The 18,289-nt window shown below is 73.0% G+C and carries 16 protein-coding genes; 4 read left to right on the top strand and 12 right to left on the bottom strand.

The window, feature by feature from the left end; all coding sequences use genetic code 11:
- Position 1 precedes the first annotated feature (1 nt).
- The 8 genes from BLV05_RS01010 to BLV05_RS00975 form a co-directional block, all read right to left on the bottom strand.
- On the bottom strand, positions 2-844 hold the full coding sequence (locus BLV05_RS01010) for a polysaccharide lyase family protein (protein WP_046768348.1): 843 nt from the start codon (positions 842-844) through the stop codon (positions 2-4).
- Positions 841-2,385 carry an alkaline phosphatase D family protein gene (locus tag BLV05_RS01005; RefSeq protein WP_046768347.1) on the bottom strand — a complete coding sequence of 515 codons (1,545 nt, stop codon included), beginning with the start codon at positions 2,383-2,385 and terminating at the stop codon, positions 841-843. The genes BLV05_RS01010 and BLV05_RS01005 overlap by 4 nt, the downstream gene beginning before the upstream one ends.
- Positions 2,386-2,455: 70 nt before the next feature.
- On the bottom strand, positions 2,456-3,874 hold the full coding sequence (locus BLV05_RS01000) for an ATP-binding protein (RefSeq protein WP_046768346.1): 1,419 nt from the start codon (positions 3,872-3,874) through the stop codon (positions 2,456-2,458).
- Positions 3,871-5,532: an FAD-dependent oxidoreductase gene (locus BLV05_RS00995; RefSeq protein ID WP_046768345.1), complete on the bottom strand. Its 1,662-nt coding sequence runs from the start codon at positions 5,530-5,532 to the stop codon at positions 3,871-3,873. Before BLV05_RS00995 ends, BLV05_RS01000 begins: the two co-directional genes overlap by 4 nt.
- Before the next feature lie 43 nt (positions 5,533-5,575).
- On the bottom strand, positions 5,576-7,438 hold the full coding sequence (nhaA, locus tag BLV05_RS00990) for a Na+/H+ antiporter NhaA (protein WP_046768344.1): 1,863 nt from the start codon (positions 7,436-7,438) through the stop codon (positions 5,576-5,578).
- On the bottom strand, positions 7,439-8,383 hold the full coding sequence (locus BLV05_RS00985; protein WP_052762376.1) for a hypothetical protein: 945 nt from the start codon (positions 8,381-8,383) through the stop codon (positions 7,439-7,441). It lies immediately after the preceding gene.
- 12 nt (positions 8,384-8,395) lie between these two features.
- Positions 8,396-8,641, bottom strand: a complete 246-nt coding sequence (locus BLV05_RS00980) for a DUF2630 family protein (RefSeq protein WP_046768342.1) — start codon at positions 8,639-8,641, stop codon at positions 8,396-8,398.
- A gap of 52 nt (positions 8,642-8,693) precedes the next feature.
- Complete coding sequence (locus BLV05_RS00975; protein WP_046768341.1) at positions 8,694-9,557, bottom strand: LysR family transcriptional regulator; 864 nt, start codon at positions 9,555-9,557, stop codon at positions 8,694-8,696.
- A gap of 95 nt (positions 9,558-9,652) precedes the next feature.
- Here BLV05_RS00975 and BLV05_RS00970 point away from each other — a divergent pair, with 95 nt between their 5' ends.
- On the top strand, positions 9,653-10,870 hold the full coding sequence (locus BLV05_RS00970; RefSeq protein ID WP_046768406.1) for an MFS transporter: 1,218 nt from the start codon (positions 9,653-9,655) through the stop codon (positions 10,868-10,870).
- Between the two features lie 9 nt (positions 10,871-10,879).
- Positions 10,880-11,830 (top strand): endonuclease/exonuclease/phosphatase family protein, encoded by a 951-nt coding sequence (locus tag BLV05_RS00965; protein ID WP_046768340.1) that lies wholly within the window; start codon positions 10,880-10,882, stop codon positions 11,828-11,830.
- 162 nt (positions 11,831-11,992) lie between these two features.
- On the opposite strand, the gene BLV05_RS35385 is transcribed toward BLV05_RS00965, so the two are convergent.
- The gene (locus tag BLV05_RS35385; protein WP_160312735.1) at positions 11,993-14,530 is read right to left on the bottom strand and encodes an FAD-dependent oxidoreductase; all 2,538 of its coding nucleotides are present in this window, start codon (positions 14,528-14,530) and stop codon (positions 11,993-11,995) included.
- Between the two features lie 110 nt (positions 14,531-14,640).
- Positions 14,641-15,090, bottom strand: coding sequence for a MarR family winged helix-turn-helix transcriptional regulator (locus tag BLV05_RS00955; protein ID WP_052762374.1), 450 nt, complete (start codon positions 15,088-15,090; stop codon positions 14,641-14,643).
- Between the two features lie 72 nt (positions 15,091-15,162).
- On the opposite strand from BLV05_RS00955, the gene BLV05_RS00950 reads away from it, so the two are divergent.
- Positions 15,163-16,050, top strand: coding sequence for an LLM class flavin-dependent oxidoreductase (locus BLV05_RS00950; RefSeq protein WP_197683487.1), 888 nt, complete (start codon positions 15,163-15,165; stop codon positions 16,048-16,050).
- A gap of 112 nt (positions 16,051-16,162) precedes the next feature.
- Here the strand turns inward: BLV05_RS00950 and surE are convergent, their stop codons facing one another.
- Both surE and BLV05_RS00940 read right to left on the bottom strand, forming a co-directional pair.
- A complete protein-coding gene (gene surE / locus BLV05_RS00945) occupies positions 16,163-16,966 on the bottom strand; it encodes a 5'/3'-nucleotidase SurE (protein ID WP_046768338.1) in 804 nt (267 codons plus the stop codon).
- Positions 16,963-17,916, bottom strand: coding sequence for a 1-phosphofructokinase family hexose kinase (locus BLV05_RS00940; protein ID WP_046768337.1), 954 nt, complete (start codon positions 17,914-17,916; stop codon positions 16,963-16,965). Before BLV05_RS00940 ends, surE begins: the two co-directional genes overlap by 4 nt.
- Before the next feature lie 107 nt (positions 17,917-18,023).
- Between BLV05_RS00940 and BLV05_RS00935 the strand changes: the two genes are divergently transcribed.
- Positions 18,024-18,287 carry a GlsB/YeaQ/YmgE family stress response membrane protein gene (locus BLV05_RS00935; protein ID WP_046768336.1) on the top strand — a complete coding sequence of 88 codons (264 nt, stop codon included), beginning with the start codon at positions 18,024-18,026 and terminating at the stop codon, positions 18,285-18,287.
- Positions 18,288-18,289 lie beyond the last annotated feature (2 nt).

The raw sequence follows: 18,289 nt of genomic DNA, 5'->3' as shown, positions 1-18,289 counted from the left end.
GTCAGGCGGCGAACAGGCCGATGGCGTCCCAGGCGATCCAGGACCCCTCGTCCTTGACCATCGTGACGACGTTCTCGCCCGGCTGGATCAGCCCGGCCGGCAGTGGCCGCTCCAGGTAGGACGGACGAAGCCGGGTGCCGGGCACGGTGGTGTCGCCCTCGAGCGAGCCGCGGGTCGCGCCGCCCTCGAACCGCAGCCGGTCGACCGCCGTGTCGTTGACCGACAGCAGCGCCGAGCCGGGGATCGTCGCGTGGCTGTCGATCAGCCAGACGGCCAGCCAGATCTCGCCGGTTGGCACCGCGGCCAGGTCGAACCGGAACCGGAACGTGTAGGTACGCCGGCCGGCCCACGAGTCCGACGGGCCGGGGAACAGGTAGCTCCAGCCGGTCCCCGGCGCGTCGGCGCCCACGCGGAAGTCGACCCCGTCGGGGAAGGTCGCGGGGAAGCGGCTGTAGCCGTTGGGCGAGAGCGCGAACTCCAGGCCCTTGCCGTCGTACTGGCCGATCACCGCGAGCGGCGAGCCGGTCGCCGTCACCGACACCTGGCTGCTGGCGGCGAGCGGAGCGGACGGTTTGCTGCGGGCGCCGGCGGCGTCGACGGTGACGACGCGGTAGGCGAACCGGCGCGCGTTGCCGCCGAGGCCGCTGTGCCGGAAGTGCGGGTAGACCGTCTTCGTGAGCAGCGTCGCCGGGCCGACCTCGACGTCGGCGGCGTCGGGTGCGCCGTACACCGCGTAGTGGTCGACGACGGTGTCCCAGGGCACCGGCGTCCAGTCCAGCTCGATGCGGCCGAGCTGTCCCTCGGCGCGCAGGCCGGTGACGGTTCTGACGTGGCGGCCGCTCATGCGAGGCGCTCCAGACCCGGCGCACCGGCCGGCGTGACGAAACGGGCGACGGTCTCCAGTGGGGCGCCGGCGTCGGCCTCGACCCACGGCACGACCTTGAACTCCGACGTCATGGCCGTGCCCGTCAGGGTCACGTGGATGTAGCCGCGGCGGCCGTCGTAGAGCTTGACGTAGGGGTGCTGCACCCAGTCGGGCGTGTAGGCGTCGGTGGGCGCGCCGTCGCCGTCGGAGGCGATCGACGTGCAGATCAGCTCGACGCCGACGGTGGCCGAGGCGGGGTCGGCGAAGTCGGCCTTCAGCTCCGCGGCGACGTGCTTGTGGATGTCGCCGGTGAGGACGACCGGGTTGCTCGTCGTCCGCATCGCGGCCAGCAGCCGGCGGCGGTTGGCCGGGTAGCCGTCCCACTGGTCGGTGCGGTTCGTCGTGATGGCCGCGACCGTGACGCCGTTGGCGATGACGTTCCACGTGGCCGGCGACGCCGCCAGCTCGTCGTACAGCCAGGCCTCCTGGTCCGCGCCGAGGATCGTGCGGTCCTCGCGGTTCTGGTCCGCCGCGTCCGTGGGCAGCGGGTCGCGGTACTGGCGGGTGTCGAGGACGTGGAAGCGGACCAGCCCGCCGTCGCCGAACGCGCGGTGCACCGTGCTGTCCGGGCCCTCCGGCAGGGTCGACAGCGACACCGGCAGGTTCTCGTAGAACGCGCGGTAGCCGACCGCGCGCAGGTGCACGAAGTGCTCGGGCAGCACGCCGTACTGCGAGCCGTCGGCGCCGTAGTTGTTCTGCACCTCGTGGTCGTCCCAGGTGACGATCCAGGGCGCGGCGGCGTGGGCGGCCTGCAGGTGCGGGTCGGACTTGAACAGCGAGTAGCGCAGCCGGAACTGCTCCAGCGTCTGGATCTCGACGCCGTGCTCGGGTGTGACGGCCGCGCCCAGGCGCCACAGGTTCGACGCCGTGATGCCGTACTCGTAGATGTAGTCGCCCAGGAAGACGACCGCGTCCAGCTCCTCCTGGACCAGGTGCTTGTACGCCGTGAAGTGGCCGTGGTACCAGGCCTGGCAGGAGGCCGTGGCGAACCGGAACGTGGCGTCGGCGGTCGCCGGGAGCGTCTTCGCACGGCCGGTCGGGCTCACCTGGCGGCCGACCTGGAACCGGTAGAAGTACTCGCGCCCCGCCTCCAGCCCGTCGATCTCCGGGTGCACCGAGTGGGCGAGCTCCGGCGAGGCGACTGCGGCGCCTCGCCGGACGACCTGGCGGAACCTCGCGTCGGCGGCCACCTCGTACCGCACCGGCACCGGGCGCAGCGGCATCCCGCCGTGGCCGTCGGGTGCCAGCGGCTGCGGCGCCAGCCGGGTCCACAGGACCACGCTGCTGGTGCTCGGGTCCCCCGAGGCGACGCCCAGGCCGAACACGCCGTCCGGCACCGCGCCACCATCCTCGGCGGCGGCCAGCGCCTCGGCGGGCGCGGCGACGCCCAACGCGAGAGCGGCCGAGCTGACGCCGCTGAGCTGCAGGAACGTGCGTCGGTTCAGACGGGGCTCGGTCACGCCGTCGACCTAACCGAACCGAAGTGTCCGAGAGCTGTCCTACAGGTGACGCCTAGACCTGTGGTCCATGTCAGGCGGGCGACAGGGGCAGGCGGGCGGTGAAGGTCGTGCCGTCGGGGCCGGTGGTGAAGGCGAGCGTGCCGCGGTGCCGCTTCTCGATGATGCGCTTGGCGTTGTCGAGCCCGAGCCCGCTGCCCTGACCGACCGGCTTGGTGGTGACGAACGGCTCGAAGAGGCGGTGCTTGACCTCTTCGGGGATGCCGTGCCCGTGGTCCCTGACGTCGACGGCGGCGAAGTCGCCGTCGCGGTAGGTGCGCAGCTCGAGAACGCCCTTGCCGTCCATGGCGTCGACGGCGTTGTCGATGAGGTTGGTCCAGACCTGGTTGAGCTCGGCCGCGAACGCCGGCACGAGCGGCAGCGTGGTGTCGTAGTCGCGGTGCACCTCGACCTCGGCGAGCTTGTGGCCGAGCATGACCAGCGTGCTCTCGATGCCGGGGTGCAGCTCGATCTCCTGGTGCGCGGCCTGGTCGAGGTGGGTGTACTGCTTGACCGACGCGACCAGGGTCGAGATGCGGTTGGAGGCGTCCTCGATCTCGTCCATCAGCGCCTCGGTCTCGAGCGTGTAGCCGAGCCAGGCCAGCGCCGACGGGAGGGAGTCGCCCACTTCGGCGGCGACGTCGTCGAAGAAGGTGGGGTCGAGGCCGGCCGAGACGAAGACCGGCGCGACGTCGACGGCGTAGGGGAAGCCGAGCGCCTCGAGGTGGTCGGTGAGCTCGTCCTCGAGGTCGGTCTCCTGCAGGGCGGTGAGCGGCTCGCGCTTCTTCGACGCGATCTCGACGGCGCGTTCCTGGATCTCGATCAGCCGGGCGATGACGGCCGGCTCGAGCGTGCCGGACGCGATGGCGCCGAGCTTCTGCCGCATGTGCGCCACGCGGTCGCGCAGCTGCCCGGCGGCCCGGACGGTGGCGGCGGCGGGGTTGTTCAGCTCGTGCGCGAGGTTCGCCGACAGCGTGCCCAGCTGGGCCAGGTGCTCGCGCTGCCGGACGGTCGCCTCGGTGGTGCGGATGCCGAGGTACAGCCCGTCGAACAGGTGGATCGCCATCGGGAACCACTGGCGGACGAGGTCGGCGAACGCTTCGGCGGGGTAGCGCAGGAACCGGCACGGAGTGACGGCGACCAGCGACGTTTGGTAGACGGCGGCCGCGGACGTGGCGAAGGCGCGGACGGCGCCGGCGTACGAGCCGCGGTAGTCGGTCTCGTTGACGGTGACGGCGCCGTCGTCGTCGGTGTGCCGCATCAGCCGCAGTGTGCCGTCGAGCAGCACCCACAGCGCGTCGGACGCCTCGCCCTCGGCGTAGACGGTGGCGCCGGCGGTGTAGGCGCGCACCTCGGCGGCGTCGGCCACCTGCTCCAGCTGCTCGGGCGTCATCGCCTCGAACAGGAAGAGGGTGCGCAGTTCCTCGATGTCGATGCGTGAGTCGGTGGTCACGTCGCCTCCAGATACCGGTGGACCAGGGTCACCGCCATGGCGCCCTCGCCGACGGCCGACGCGACGCGCTTGACCGACTCGGCGCGGACGTCGCCGGCGACGAACACGCCGGGGACGCTCGACTCCAGGTGGTACGGGTTGCGCGCGAGCGGCCAGTTCCGCGGCGGACGTCCGTCCTCGTCGAGCAGGGCGGGACCCGTCAAGACGAAACCACGCTGGTCGCGCGCGAATTCCTCGCCGAGCCAGGCCGTCGGCGGCTCGGCGCCGATGAAGACGAACAGCCGCGACGCCGGCACGGTCTCGGTCACGCTGCTGCGGGTGTCGGTGAGCAGGATGCGCTCGAGCCGGCCGTCGCCCTCGGTGGCGGCGACCTCGGTCCACGTGCGCACCTCGATGCGGGGGTCGTTCTCGATGCGCCCGACCAGATATTCAGACATGCGGCGGCGCAGGTCCGGGCCGCGGACCAGCATGATCACCTTGTTCGCGTAGTTGGCGAAGTGCAGCGCGGCCTGGCCGGCGGAGTTCGCCGCGCCGACGATGTAGACGTCCTCGCCCTTGCAGCCGTGTGCCTCGTGCGCGACGGCGCCGTAGTAGACGCCGCGGCCGGACAGCTCCTCGGCGCCCTCGGCCGGCAGCCGGGTCCACCAGACCCCGGTGGCGATGATGACGGCGTGCGCGGTGACCTCGTGGCCGTCGTCGAACTTGACCACTCGGCCCTCGCCCTGCGCGACGACGTCGACGGCGGCCGCGGCGGTGACCAGCTCGACGTCGAAGCGGACCGCCTGCTCGCGGGCCCGCTGGGCCAGTTCGGCGCCGGACACGCCCTGCGGGAAGCCGAGGTAGTTCTCGATGCGGCTGCTGCGCGCCGCCTGCCCGCCGACGCCGACCTTGTCGACCAGCAGCGTGCGCAGGCCCTCGCTGGCGCCGTACACGGCCGCGCCGAGCCCGGCCGGGCCGCTGCCGATGACGACGAGGTCGTAGAGCGGGCTGCCGGCGTGGGTGGACAGGCCCAGCCGCTGGGCCAGCTCGCGCAGCCCCGGCCGGCGCAGGACGACGCCGTCGGACAGGCCGAGCGCCGGCAGCTCGTCGTCGGCGACCCCGGCGGTGCGCTGGTAGGCGTCGGCCTCGGCCCCGCGCAGGTGCTGGTACGGCACCTGGTTGCTGGCCAGGAACTCCTTGAGCTGCTGCGTCTCGGCCGACCACTGGTGGCCCAGCAGCTTGATGCCGTCGTACCCGAGCCGGCTGTCGCGGGCCCACCGGTCCAGCAGCTCGTCGAGGACGGGGTACAGCTGCTCCTCGGGCGGGTCCCACGGCTTGACGAGGTAGTGGTCGAGGTCGACGTCGTTGACGGCGCGGATGGCGGCGTCGGTGTCGGCGTACGCCGTCAGCAGGACCCGCTTGGCCTGCGGCACGATGTCCATGGCCTGCTCGAGGAAGTCGATGCCGTTCATGCCGGGCATGCGGTAGTCGGCCAGGATCAGCGCGGTGGCCTCACCTCGCAGCGTCAGCTCGCGCAGCACTTCCAGGGCGTCGGCCCCGCTCTCGGACCGGACGACCCGGTGGTCGGAGTTGTAGCGGCGGCGTAGGTCGCGCGCGATGGCGCGGCTCACCGCGGGATCGTCCTCGACGGTCAGCAGCACAGGTCCCTGGCGTGGCACGTCCCCAGAGTACGGCGTCAGAGCCCTCGTGCGTTCAGCCAGTTCAGCCCGCCTGCCGCGGCGCCGCGAGCTCGCGGCTGATGACGGCGCGCAGCGACTCCAGGTCGTAGGCGCCGAAGTGCCGCACGCCGTTGACGAAGAACGTCGGCGTGCCGGCGACGCCGCTCTGCTCGGCGCTCTCGACGTCGCGGGTCACCCGCAGGGCGAAGTGGCGCGACGACAGGTCGCGGGCGAACCGGTCGACGTCCAGGTCCAGGTCCTCGGCATAACGGAGCAGGTCGGGGTAGGTGAGCGCGTCCTGGTGGGTCAGCAGCAGGTCGTGCAGCTCCCAGAACCGGCCCTGCTTGCCGGCCGCCTCCGACGCCTCCGCGGCCAGCTGGGCGTGCTCGTGCACGTCGGTGAGCGGCAGGTGCCGGAACACGAACGTCAGGTCGTCGCCGAAGGCCTGGGTCAGCTCGCGCAGCACCGGCTCGGCCCGGCCGCAGTACGGGCACTCGAAGTCGCCGTACTCGACCAGCGTGACCTTGCCGTCCACCGGCCCGCGGATGTGGTCGACCTCGGGGTCGACCGGGTCGGCGAGGTCGACGATCGGCGCGGCCAGCCGGTCCTGCCCGGCCGTCCGGGCCCGCTGCGGCAGCCGTCCGATCAGCCGGAACACCAGCAGCGAGAGCAGCGTGGCGAGAATCGACGCGGCGAGGATGCCGAGCTTGGCGTCGTCGAGCTCGCGGCCCTCGAAGGCGATGCCGGCGATCAGCAGCGAGACGGTGAAGCCGACGCCGCCGATCGTCCCGGCGCCGATCAGCTGCGGCCACGGCACAGTCAGCGGGAAGCCGAACCGGCTGGCCAGCCACGTCACCCCGATGATGCCGACCGGCTTCCCGACCACCAGCCCGAGCACGATGCCCAGCGTGATCGGCGACGTCGCCGCCTCGCGCAGCACGTCGCCGTTGATCACCATGCCGGCGTTGGCCAGCGCGAACAACGGCACGATCAGGTAGTTGGCCCACGGATGGAACAGGTGCTGCAGCCGCTCGTTCGGCGAGATCGCGGTCGCGAGCGAGCGGGTGGCGGTGCGGGCGTACTCGGGCACCGGCTGCTCGCGGAACAGCCGCCACATCGCGCCGACGCGTTCCAGGTCCTCGCGCGACGGCGGGAAGGCCGACGCGATCAGCCCGAGCGCGATGCCGGCCAGCGTCGCATGCACGCCGGAGATGAGGGTCGCCAGCCAGATGCCGGTGCCGACGAGGAAGTACGGCACGCCGTGGCGCACCCCGCTGTGCTTGAGCACGAGCACGACGCCGAACAGCGCAACGGCGACGGCGAGCGCCACGATCGAGACGTCCTCGGAGTACGCGACCGCGATGATGGTCAGCGCCACGACGTCGTCGACGATCACCGCCGTCAGCACGAACGTCCGGGTCCGCGGCGACGCCCGCTGCCCGGCCAGCGTCAGCACACCCAGCGCGAACGCGGTGTCCGTCCCCATCGCGATGGCCCAGCCGTGCACGGCCGAGCCTTCGCCGGCGTTGACGGCCAGGTAGAGCAGCGCCGGCACGGTCATCCCGCCCAGCGCGGCCAGCACCGGCGTCGCCACCCGGCGGCGTTCGCGCAGCTCACCCATGTCGAACTCGCGGCGGATCTCCAGCCCGACGACGAAGAAGAACAGCGCCATCAGCCCGTCGTCGACCCAGTGGCGGATGTCCAGCGACAGTTCCGCGTCGCCGAGCCGGATGGCCAGCTCGGTCTGCCAGAACTCCTCGTAGCTGTCCGGCCACGGCGAGTTCGCCCACACCAGCGCCACCACGGTCGCCGCGAGCAGCACGACCGCGCCGGAGCTCTGCGTCGCGATGAACTCGCGGATCGGCGAGGTCAGCCGCCGGGACCGCGGAGTCTGCCCGGTCGCCATCTACGTGAGTGTGCCGAGCTGCTGCTTGGCCTCGCGGCGGCGCCGCCGGGCGGCCTCGGACGCCTTGCGGGCCGCCTCGACGTCGTCCTCGGCGGAGCCGACGTCGTCGCGGGCCTGTTCCAGCTCGCGGCGAGCGGCCGCCAGCTCCTCGGTCAGCCGCTCGGCCGTCTGTTGGGCGCGCTCCAACCGCTGCCGCTGCTCGTCGAGCGCGGCCTCGGCGTCGTCGACCTGCTCCTCGGCGGCGTCGACGGCGGACTCGGCCTGCTCGAGCTCGCGTTCGGCCCGGGCGACGTCGTCGTCGCCCTCGTCAGCCGGCTCCTCGTCAGCCGGTTCCTCGACGGCCGGTTCCTCGGCCGCCTCCTCCTCGGCGGGCGGGGTGGCGCGTGGCCGTCGGGTCGTCTCCAGCCGCTGGCCGCGGGCGACCCGGGCGTCGGACAGCGAGATGACCTCGGCCGGCTCGCCGTCGTCCTCGGCCGCGCCGAACCCGACGTGTTCGAGCCCGTGCGACAGGTGCGCGGCCCGCAGCAGCTCGGCGGCGCGGGGGTCGGCGATGGCGGCGTCGAGCGACGCGGCGACGCTCTCGATGAGGTCGGGGCCGGCCTTCTGCCCGGCGTCCTTGGCCACCTTGTGCGCCGCCTTGAGCAGCGCGTCGACCTGCTTCTTCCGTTCGGCGGTCAGCTCGCGCAGCGCCGCGCCGTCCATCGCCGACATCGCCTTGCGCATGCGCCCGCCGAGTTCCGCGAGCGCCGCCACCTCGTCGCCATGCCGGCGGGCGAGCTGGTTGGTCAGCCACGCGGCCACCGTCGGCTTGCGCAGCGCCTTGACCCGCGCGGCGACGTCGCCGTCGCCCTCGCTCTTGAGTCGCTTGGCCAGCGTGTTGCGGGCCTCGACGAACTCATCGATCGGAAGCGCGTACAGCTCGTCCGCCGCGTCGTCGAGGTTCATGTGTCCAGTGTCCTACTGGAGGTACTTCTCCACCTCGTCGACGGGCCGGGCGGCGGCCTCGTCGGGGTTCTGCCCGGCCTCGACCCGGGCGCGGCGCTGGCGCAGCAGGTCCCAGCACTGGTCCAGCTGCTCCTCGACCTGACGCAGCCGGGCGTGCTCGTCGTCGGTCGAGATCTCACCGGCCTGCAGCCGCTGGCGCAGGTCGTGCTCGTCCTCGACCAGCGCGTTGATCCTGCTCCTGATGTCGTCTTCCTGCATCCTTGCTCCCACGGCTCGGTCGAGCACTGACCCTGCTGAGCATATGTGCCGCTCAGCGGATGAGGTCGAGCATCGCCCGAGCCGCCGCCGACAGCAGCTCGCGCGGCGGGTGCGCGACGGCGACCCGCCAGGTGGGCGCGGGGTCGACGGTGACGTACTCGAGCCGGGCCCGCTCGGCCGCCACACCGGGCGGGACGAAGCCGATGCCGAGGCCCTGCCCGACGAGGTCGGTGAACAGCGGGATGTCGTTGACCTCGAACGCCGTGAGCCGTTCCAGCCCGGCCGCCCGGAACAGGTCGTCCGTCGCGGTGCGAGCGCCCCAGCCGGGGCCGAAGTCGACGAACGGCTCGCCGGCCACCTCGGCCAGCGGCACCGGCCCGGCCGCGGCGAACCGGTGCCCGGGCGGGCAGGCCAGCGGCATCGGCCCGGCGCTGAGGATGCGGACAGCGACGCCGCCCGGCGGCCGGTCGCCGATCGCGACGAAGGCGAGGTCGAGTCGGGCGGTGCGGACGCCCTCGACCAGCTCGGCGCTGGGCGCCTGGCGCAGCCGCAGGTGCACCTTCGGGTGCGCGGTGTGGAACCGGCGCAACAGATCGGGCAGGTCGTAGCTGTACGAGGCCTGCATGAACCCGACCACCAGCCGCCCTGTGGTGAGTCCTTGCACCGCGGCCACGGTCTCGCGGGCCACGGCGGCCGCCCGCAGCGTCCGGCGGGCCTCGGGCAGGAGCGCCCGCCCGGCCTCGGTGAGCTGCACCTGCTTGGTGCTGCGGTGGAACAGCGGCGTGCCGAGGTCGGACTCGAGCGCGCGGATGGACGCCGACAGCGCCGACTGCACGATGTGCAGCCGGCCGGCAGCCCGGGTGAAGTGCAGCTCGTCAGCGAGGAGGACGAAGTGTTCGAGCTGGCGGAGTTCCATCGGTGATCCCGATGAGTGGAATCGAAAAGATCTGTTGGCAAGATGGATCTTCTCGCGCGCACGCTGGGGACGTCAACCGCACGAGAAGGATGAAGATGACCACCGAGGTCCTGACCCGGCCCGAGCGCGGGACCGTCGCGCACGGCACCGGGTTCTGGCTCACCGCCTACGCGTTCACCGTCACGATGGCGTTCTCGGCCGTCCCGACGCCGTTGTACGTCGACTACCAGCAGCGCGACCAGTTCTCCGCCGCCACTGTCACGGTCGTGTTCGCCGTCTACGCGCTCGGCGTGGCGGCCAGCCTGCTGCTCGTCGGCCACGTCTCGGACCGGTTCGGCCGCCGCCGGGTGCTGGTGCCGGCGGTGCTGGTGTCCGTGCTGGCCGGCTTCGTGTTCCTGTCCTGGTCGACGCTGCCCGGCCTGCTGCTGGCCAGGGTGCTCACCGGGTTCGCCGTCGGCGCGATCACCGCGACCGCGACCGTCCACCTCGCCGAGCTGCACCGGGCCGCCCGCCCGGAGGCCGGTCGGCGGCGGGCCGAGATCGTCGCCGTCGCGGCGAACCTCGGCGGCATCGGGCTCGGGCCGCTGGTGTCCGGGCTGCTGGCCGACGTCGCCGCCGACCCGCTGCGGCTGCCGTACCTGGTCGTCACCGTGCTGCTGGTGTTCGCGGCGATCGGGCTGTCGCTGGTGCCGGAGACCGCGCCGGTGCTGGACCCGCCCGGGCCGTACCGGCCGCAGCGGGTCCGGGTGCCGGCGGGCGAGCGTGGGCTGTACTACGCGGCGGCGCTGACGGCGTTCACGGCGCTGGCGGTGTTCGGGCTGTTCACGTCCGTCACGCCGACGCTGCTGAGTGACCTGCTGGACGCGCCGTCGCACGCGCTGACCGGCGCGGTCGTGTTCGTGACGTTCGCCGCCGGGGCGACCGGTCAGGTGCTGCTGGCCGGCCGTCCACCGCGGGGGACGCTGACGACGGGCGCGGGTCTCGTCGCGGCGGGGCTGAGCGTGCTGGCGGTGTCCGTGTACGCGTCGTCGCTGGCCGGGTTCGTGCTGGGCGGGGTCGTGGCGAGCGCCGGGGCCGGACTGCTGTTCGCCGCCGGAGTCGCCGTCGTCGCCGGGCTGGCCGGGGCGTCCGGACGGGCCGAGGCGCTGGCCGGGCTGTTCCTTGCCGGCTACATCGGCCTGGCGGTGCCCGTGCTCGGGCTGGGGCTGGCGAGCCGGGCGTTCGGGCTCACCGGCGCGCTGGTCGCGTTCGTGGTGGTCGTCGTCGCACTCGGCGTGGGATCGGCTCTGGTCGCGCGGCGCCGGCTCCGCTAGCGTCGAGTCGTGACCGTCATCGGCACGTGGAATCTGGAGAATCTGTTCCGGCCCGGCGACGAGGACGGCCGGCCGCCGGACCAGGCGACGTACGAGGCGAAGCTCGAGGCGCTGGCCGGCACCATCGACCGCATGGCGCCGGACGTGCTCGGCGTGCAGGAGATCGGCGAGTCCGTCGCGCTGGACGACCTCGTCGAGCGGCTGGCCGGCGACTGGACCACGCACGTGTCCGCCCACCCGGACCCGCGCGGCATCCGCAACGCCGTCATCTCGCGGCTGCCGGTCGAGGAGACCGAGGACCTGGTCGCGTACGCCGACGGCGTGGGCCCGGTCCGCGCGTCCGACGGTGGCGCGCTGTCGACGGAGATGGGCCGCGGGGCGTTCCGGGTTCGCGTGCGGACGGCCGGCGGCGGCACCGTCGACGTCGTCACGTGTCACCTCAAGTCCAAGCTGCTCAGCTACCCCGGCGGCCGGTTCAACCCGCGCGACGAGTCCGAGCGGGCCCGCTACGGCGCGTTCGCGCTGTACCGGCGCGCGGCCGAGGCGGCCACCGTCCGCGAGTGGGCGAACACGTTGCTCGACGGCGACGGGCAGGACCGCTCGTTGGTGGTCTGCGGCGACCTCAACGACGAGCCGGGTGCCGCGACGACGCAGATCCTGCTCGGCCCGGGTGGCTCGGAGATCGGCACGCCCGGCCAGAACCAGCCGGACCAGGGCGACGCGTGGCGGCTGTGGAACACCGCGCCGCTGATCCCGGAGGCGCGCCGGTACAGCCGCATCTACCGCGGCCGCGGCGAGCTGATCGACCACGTGCTCATCTCGCACCGGCTGCTCCAGCGGGTCGAGACGGTCGACAGCCTGGTCGACCGCGGGCTGCCGTCCGTCACCGACGACCCGCGTCCGCGGGCCGCGGCCGAGGACTCCGACCACGCGCCCGTCGTCGCGACCTTCAGCGACTGACGACCGGCCGACCGGCGAGTCGCCGCTGGTCGGTGGTGGGTGCTGGCCGCTTTGCAATGAGCACCTATACGCACCGGCGCGCGGGTGGTGCGTATAGGTGCTCATTGCAAAGGGCCTGAGCAGGTAGGCGCTCGCCTCGTTCAGCAGGGGGGACCGGCGTTCTCAGGTGAGCGTCAGGTTCTCGAACACGGCCAGGCCGAGCCGGTCCTGGACGTGTGCGCACGACAGCACGCCGACGTCCTGGGTGGCGGCCGCGGTCGGCAGGTCGATCGAGCCGATCGCCTGCCACGTCGTGCCGTCCAGGCTGTACGAGCCGTGGAACCGCTGCCCCTCGCGGGTCAGCCGCAGGTGGACGGGGTACGGCGACGGCGTCAGCACCGCGCGCAGTACCGACTCGACCGTCCCGCTGCCGTCGGCGTCCCAGAGCAGCAGCAGCCCGTTCTCCGGCTTGACCACCAGCGCGACGTAGCCGGTGGACGTGCCGGCGGCGCGCAGGTCGTTGCGGAACACCAGCCCGGCCCGCGCGTTGGGGTCGGTGGCCTCCTGTGAGACGACGGTGACGGTCGCCGTCGTCGCCGGGCCGGCCGCGCCGTCGTGGAAGATCGCGCCGTACTGGTCGATGCCGGTCCACAGGTCCGCGCCGTTGCCGAGGATCGCCAGCCGGGCGCCGCGCTGCCCGAAGTGCGCCCGCGTCGAGGCAGCCGTCTGCAGCGGCGCCTGGACGGGCTCGGCGACGGCGACCACGTGCGCGGCGCTGTGGCTGACGCCGCCGGAGTACGTCACGGTGGCCTCGAGCGCCGACTGCGTCACCGGCTCGGCCGGCGCCGGCGCCGTCACCCGCCAGGTCGCCTCGAACTCCTCGCCCGGCTCGACCGCCTCGGCGTCCACGGGCGTCGACGGTGTCACCGTCCAGCCGGCGGGGGCGGCCAGCACGAGCCGTACGCCGGTCACCGTCGCCACCTCCTCGTTGACGAACGTGACGGTGACGTCGCCGGCGGCGCCCGGGCGCAGCTCACCCGGTGCGTCGAAGGCGAGCACGCCGGCGTTCGGCGGCCACGTCAGCACCATCTGCTCGGCGCGCAGCCGTTGCCGCAGCGTCGGGTAGTGGACGTCCTGCACCGCGACGCCGGCGCTGAGTGCGAGGTCGGCCGCGACCGCCGCCGCGTGCCCCGTCGCCATGAACACCGGCTCCATGCGGGCCGACCCGAACGCGATGTGAGAGGCCGAGATCGCACACGCGACCAGCAGGTTCGTGCACTCGCCGCGGGCCGGGACGATGGCGCGGTAGGAGATGCCGTACGGGCCGGCCGGCGGTACCTGCACGTCGCCCTCGTTGCGGGCGAACCCGCCCACGACCACGCGGGCGCAGTTGTGCGAGTCCATCGTGTACGAGGCCAGCGCGATCGGGTCCGGCGCGGCCACCGTCCACCGGCAGTCGTGCTCGGTGATGACGTAGTCGGCGACCATCCGGCGGGCCTCGCGGATGTACAGCTCGTGCGACCAGCCGCCGGTGCCGGCGAACTCGTCGTTCGTCAGGCCCCAGCCGTTGACCTCGGCCCGGATCGCCTCCGGCACCCGCGGGTCGTTGGCCAAGAACCAGAGCAGGCCCTGCTGGTAGGTCACGTGGTCCTGGAAGATCGCCTCGCGGGTAGCGTGGCCGGCGTCCGGCCAGGCGTAGTTGCGGCCGATGTTGTCCGTGCTGACCGCGCCGTTGTTGTTCATGTCGGTCTTGCCGTTCGGCATCGGCGTGTTCAGCCGCATCGCGTCCCAGACGCCGGCCTGGAGGTAGCGCAGCAGCAGCTCGTAGCGCTGTGCGTCGTAGTTCGGCGGCTGCGGGAACGGGCGCCGGTCGGCCGCCCTCGTCAGGCAGACGCGGAAGTTGAACGCCTGGATGCGGTCATCGCCCTCGCCGGTGCTGCCCGGCGGGTCCGCGACGACGCCCGGGACGAGGCCGCTGGCCGGGTCGCCCGGGACCACGTACGGGTCGATCTGGCGCTGGAACTGGTGACCGGAGCGGAACTGGACGCCGTTGAGCGTCTCGCCGTAGGTCGCGTTCGCCTCGCGGCCGACGGTGTAGCTGACGCCGGCCGCCGCCATCAGGTCGCCCTCGTAGCTGGCGTCGATGAACGCCTTCGCGACGAACACCTTCCCGTTCTCGGTGCGCAGCGAGTGGATCCTGTCGCCGGTCAGCCGGACGTCCTCGAGCCGGTGGTCGCGGTAGACGTCGACGCCTTCCTCTTCCACCCAGGCGTCGAAGGTCTGCTCCGCCACGTGCGGCTCGAACGTGAACGACTCGGGGCGGCCGTAGTGCGCCCCCAGGCGCCGGTAGAACTCGCGGCTCAGCCCGCCGATCGACTCGATCCGCCCGGTGTCGGTCGCGCCCAGCCCGGCCGAGCTGAGGCCGCCCAGGTGCCGGCCGAACACCACCAGCGCGACGCTGCGGCCCGCCTGCGCGGCCCGGACCGCCGCTGTCACCCCGGCCGAGGTACCGCCGTAGACGCACACGTCGGTGCGCACGACGCCCGGGTCGCGGGGGACGGGGTACCAGTAGCGCAGCCCGGGGTGCTCGCCCGGCCCGACGACGGCCTCGGCCGCGGCCGGGGGCGACGCCGCGGCCGTGGGCGCGCCCGCGGCGAGCCAGAGCGCGCCGGCGCCGGCGGCGCCGAGCACGGTGCGTCGGGTGGGTTCGGGAGCGGACATGCGCATCACCAATCCGGGCCGGGCGCTGGAAAGCGGTTGCCCCGGATCGTACTGATCATCCCGGTGCGAGCGGAAGGGCTATCGCCAAGGCGATGGCGAAACTTGTCCGGCTAGTGGCGAAAGTCGCGGGACAGCGACCAGAGCGTGTCGCGGAACGCGGCCGGGACGAGTTCCGGCGCGGCCGCCAGGAAGTCCCGTTCGACCACGTCCATCGCCCGGGTCGCGTCGGCGCCGGTCCGCCGTCCGTGCTCGGTCAGCTCGACGACGTTCTTCCGGCGATCGTCCGGGTCGGGCCGGCGGCGGACCAGGTCCAGCCCCTCGAGCCGGTCGACCAGCGCGACCATCGTCGTCCGGTCCACCTGCAGCTGGCGGGCCAGATCCTGCTGTGACAGCGCGTCGTCGCCTGTCAGCAGCGTCAGTGCGGCCAGCTCGCGCGGGTCGATGCCGTACGGCTCCAGCGCCTGGCCCACCAGCTCGGCCAGCTGCAGGTGGGCCCGCTTGAGCAGGTAGTGCAGGCGGTAGGCGGGCGGCGGCGAGCCGGTGTCGTCGTCGGTGGCCATGGCCCCGATTCTGCCATCGACCGATCATCAGTTAAGCTGACGATCAGTCGTACTGACGAAAGGATGGCCACCATGGACGGTGTCAGCTTCGGGATCAAGACCACGCAGGTGAATACGGGCTACGACGACCTCGTGCGGGTGTGGCGCGAGGCGGACGAGGTCCCCGTCCTCGCCGACGCCTGGCTGTGGGACCACCTGGTGCCGATCTTCGGCCCGCCGACGACGCCGGCGTTCGAGGGGTGGACGCTGCTGACCGCGCTCGCCGCCCAGACGTCGCGGATCAGGCTGGGGCACCTGGTCACCAGCAACCGCTTCCGGGCGCCGTCGGTGCTGGCGAAGATGGCGGCGACGCTCGACGTCATCTCCGGCGGCCGGCTGATCCTCGGGCTCGGCGTCGGCGCGACCGACGCACACGGCGAGGGCCAGGAGTTCGCCGTCCGCGAGCACGCCGCCTACGGGCTGCCGCTGGTGCCGCCGGCCGAGGGGCGGGCCGCGCTGGCCGAGGCGTGCACGATCATCCGGCGGCTGTGGACCGAGGACCTGTTCGACTTCGACGGCGACCACTACACGCTGCGCGGCGCCGTCTGCGAGCCCAAGCCGGTGCAGCGGCCCGGTCCGCCGGTGCTGCTCGGCGCCTGGGGCCCGCGGTCGCTGCGCGTCGTCGCCGAGCACGCCGACGTGTGGAACGTGCCCGGCCCGCCGCACTTCGACCTCGGTCTCCTGCGGGAGCGTTCGGCGCTGCTGGACGAGCGGTGCAAGGAGATCGGCCGCGACCCGGCCGAGATCGTCCGCTCCACCCAGGTGATCGTCGAGTACGACCAGGTGGCGCAGGCTCAGGCGGTGGTCGGCGAGCTGATCGAGGCCGGCTTCGGGCACATCGTGCTCAGCGTGCGGCCCCCGTTCCCCGACGGCGTCGCGCATTGGCTGGCCGACGAGATCATCGCGCCGGTAATCCGGTAGCGTCCCGCATCGCTCGCCCGGCCAAGTTGATCTTGGAGTTCTCCGGGAATCAACTGGACATTTCCCACCGCAATTGCCGAACAACTCCAAGATCAACTTGTGGGTGGGGCGGTCAGGCCGGAGCGGCGCCGTCCACCAGCGCGGCCAGCGCCGGCGAGTCCGTCTCGCTGACCGAGCGCAGCGCCGTGACGACCGGGTGCCCGCCGGCCAGCAGGTCCGCGTCGGTGCCGGGCTCGGACGGGTCGGACAGGTCGGTGACGGAGATCCGGACGTGCTTGTCGGTGTGTTCGGTCAGCGTCGTCTGGACGATGCCGAACTCGGCCAGCGGCGCGGAGCGCAGGGCGCCCAGCTCGGCCATCTCGCGGTCGGGGACGTTGACGTTGAGCACCGTCCCCGGCTGCTGGTCCAGCAGCACCGGCACCACCCGGGCGGCCAGCTCGGCCGCCGTCGCCCAGTGCGCCTCGGTCTCCGGCGGCTCCATGCCGAACTCGGCGGCCAGTCCGACGTCGAGCGAGACGGCGAGGCCGCGGCCGCCGTTGATGCCGGCGGTGAGTGCGGCGCCGACGGTCCCGGAGTGCAGGATCGCCCGGCCGACGTTCGCGCCGTGGTTGATCCCGGACAGGACGACGTCGGGCGGGTCGCCGAACGCGCCGTAGGCCGCGATCAGCGCGATCAGCCCGGGCGCGGCGCCCACGGCGAACGCCGGCGCACCGTCGAGCGTCCGCTGCTCCAGGGCGATGCGGTCGCGCTCCTCCAGCCCGGCGACGATCGACGCGCCGCTGCCGCTGAACTGGACCGCCGGCGCCGCCACGACGACGTCGAGGCCGAGGCCGCGGGCCATGCCGGCCAGCACCCGCAGGCCGGGCGCGTCGATGCCGTCGTCGTTGGTGACGAGGGCGCGACGGGGGCCGGTCATGAGTCGCGGGCCCGGTCGTCCAGCCGGTCGATCTCGACCAGCTCGCGCAGCTTCAGCACCGCCTCGGCGTCGCCGGTGCCCAGGCCGTGCCGGGTGACGTTGAGCATGCCGGCCGCGGCGCCCAGCCGGACGGCCTCCTCGATGTCGCCGCCGCGGGCCAGCGTCGCCGTCACGCCGGCCGTGAGCGAGTCGCCGGCGCCGTGGGTGTCGGCGGACTGCAGTTGCGGCACCCGCACGACCCGGGCGACGTCGTCGGCGAGCAGCAGCAGCGGCTCGTGCGCCCGCGTGACGACGACGTGCTCGGCGCCCTGGTCGTGCAGCTCGTGCATCGCCCGGACCAGCGCGTCCTGGTCGTCGGAGTCCGCGCGGCCGTCGGCGAGCAGCTCCTCGTGGCTGACCTTGACCACCGTCAGGCCGCTCTCGAGGACCGCGGCGAGGCGGTCGCCGGCGAGGTCGGCGACGACCGGCTTCCCGACGGCGCGCAGGTCCGCGGCCAGCCGCCGGTACGCGTCGGCCGGGATCGAGTCCTGCGCCGCCGCATGGTCCGACGGCCCGCTGAGCAGCACGGCGTCGGCGTCCAGAGCGGCGCTCAGCGTGAGGCCGTACAGCTCGTCCAGCTCGTGCCGGGTGAGCGGGTCGGACGGCGCCTCGGCCACGGTGACCCGCTCGCCGTCGCGGCGGTCGTGGACGTAGGCGCCGTTGTGCCCGGTGCCGTCGACCGACTTGACGATGATCCCCTCGTCCTCGATCAGGTGACGCAGCACCATCCCGGTCTCACCGCCCAGCACGCAGCAAAGCGTCACCGACGCGCCCAGCGTGACGAGCATCCGCGCCTGCCAGACGCCCTGGCTGCCGGCGTGGATGTGGATGTCCGCCTGGCCGGCCTGATCCTCGATGGTGAGCGTCAGCACCGGCGACGGGGCGAACAACACGACCTGGCTGTGCGCCATGGGGCTCCTTCGGTTGGTTCCCGGCGACGTACCCACGGCGCGATGAATCCACGCCATCGGGGTATGCCATCGGGCAGGATTGAGACACACCTACCTCGGGAGGGCTCGTGGACGTCACCGGCATCATCTCGGCCATCGTCATCGGCGCGATCATCGGTGCGCTGGGCCGGCTCGTGATCCCCGGGAAGCAGTCCATCCCGATCTGGCTGACCGTGGTCATCGGCATCGTGGCCGCGCTCATCGGCACCGCGATCGTCGGCCCATTGCGCGACACCGACGGCGTCGACTGGATCGAGATCATCGTCCAGGTGGGACTCGCCGCCGTCGGCGTCCTGCTGGCGACCAGCATGAGGACCAAGCGCGGCACCTGAGG

The organism is Jiangella alkaliphila (assembly GCF_900105925.1).
Lineage (GTDB): Bacteria > Actinomycetota > Actinomycetes > Jiangellales > Jiangellaceae > Jiangella > Jiangella alkaliphila.
Note: the sequence above shows the minus strand (reverse complement) of the source record. Positions and strands in the feature narration are given on the sequence as shown.